Below are 1436 nucleotides of genomic sequence, written 5' to 3'. Positions count from 1 at the left end.
CCCGAACCGCCGTCCATGACAACGCGCATGATCGCCATGGCCGCTCGTCGCCGTGTCCTGCTGGCCGTGGGCCGTCAGCTGCCGGTCAGCAGGCCGCGAAATATCTGGTGAACGGCGGCCTCGGCTTCCCCGGCCGTGAGTGGGGAACCGAGAACGACCCGGAGGTACAGGGCCCCGTACAACTGGTCGAAGAGGGTGCCGGCGGAGATCTCCGGTACCAGCTCGCCCCGCGCCTGGCCACGGCGCAGTGCCGTCTCGGCTTGCGCACGGCGCGGTTGAAGGTAGTGGGTGCGGAAGGCTTCCTGGAGTTCCGGGGTGCTGGGTAGTGCAGTGATCAGACCGACCAGCATGCTGTGCACCGGGCCCTTCTCGAACAGTGCGGCCGTGGAGCGGAGTTGCCGCGCAAAATCCTCCAGGGCCGAGCCTGTGTCGGGGAAGGGTGCTGCGGGATCGACCCGGGCCATGAACGCGTCCATGACCAGGGCGGCTTTGGTCGGCCAGTGCCGGTAGACCGTGGCCTTGCTCGCCGCGGCCCGGGCCGCGATCGCCTCCATGGTCATCGCCTGGAATCCGACCTCCTCGAGGAGGCTGACGGCGGCGGACATGATCGCCGCCCGGGCGCGCTCGCTGCGGGGCGACCACGGGGGAGTCTGTTGGGCCTGGTCTGTCACGGGAGCTACGCTACATCGAAACGATACGTTTCGTTCACTTGGGAGTATGTCAGTGAAGCCAATCGGCACCCGCGCCCTGGGATCGCAGGGCCTTCACGCCTCCGTGCTCGGACTCGGCTGCATGGGGATGTCCGCCATGTACGGAGGCACCACCGAGAAGGAGGCCCGCTCGGTCATCCACCGGGCACTGGACCTCGGCGTGAACATGCTGGACACCTCCGACGCCTACGGCCCGTACACCAACGAGGAACTCGTCGGACGGGCCATCGCTGGCCGCCGCGACGAGGTCGTCATCTCCACCAAGTTCGGGGCGGCCATACCCGGCGTCTCGCAAGCCCACGGCGATCCCGACAGTGTCCGCCGCAGCTGCGACGCCTCACTGAGGCGACTCGGCGTCGACTACATCGATCTCTACTACCAGCACCGCGTTGACTTCACCGTGCCGGTCGAGGAGACCTTCGGCGCCATGGCGGAGCTGGTCCACGCGGGCAAGGTCCGTTACCTGGGGATCAGTGAGGCGTCCGCCGAGCGGATCCGCCGGGCGCACTCGGTCCATCCGCTCACCGCCGTGCAGAGCGAGTACTCCCTGTGGTCCCGGGATCTCGAGACCACGATCCTCCCGACCCTTCGCGAGCTGGGCATCGGACTCGTACCGTATTCGCCGCTGGGGCGCGGGTTCCTGACCGGCACCATCACCTCGACCGGTGACCTTGCCGACAACGACGTGCGCAAGGCACGGCTGCCACGCTTCCAGGACGAGAACCT

2 protein-coding genes are annotated in these 1436 nt (G+C 67.9%); one reads left to right on the top strand and one right to left on the bottom strand.

Annotated elements, in window-relative coordinates; all coding sequences use genetic code 11:
- Nucleotides 1–74: 74 nt before the first annotated feature.
- Nucleotides 75–671 (bottom strand): TetR/AcrR family transcriptional regulator C-terminal ligand-binding domain-containing protein, encoded by a 597-nt coding sequence (locus ABZ904_RS50485; protein WP_359410488.1) that lies wholly within the window; start codon nucleotides 669–671, stop codon nucleotides 75–77.
- Between the two features lie 46 nt (nucleotides 672–717).
- On the opposite strand from ABZ904_RS50485, the gene ABZ904_RS50480 reads away from it, so the two are divergent.
- Nucleotides 718–1436, top strand: a 719-nt coding sequence (locus ABZ904_RS50480) for an aldo/keto reductase (RefSeq protein WP_361830998.1), incomplete at its 3' end; no start/stop codon positions are given.

Source organism: Streptomyces sp. NPDC046900 (genome assembly GCF_040644975.1).
In the GTDB taxonomy this organism is placed as follows: domain Bacteria; phylum Actinomycetota; class Actinomycetes; order Streptomycetales; family Streptomycetaceae; genus Streptomyces.
The sequence above is the reverse complement of the archived record's forward strand: the minus strand, read 5'-3'. Positions and strand labels throughout refer to the sequence as shown.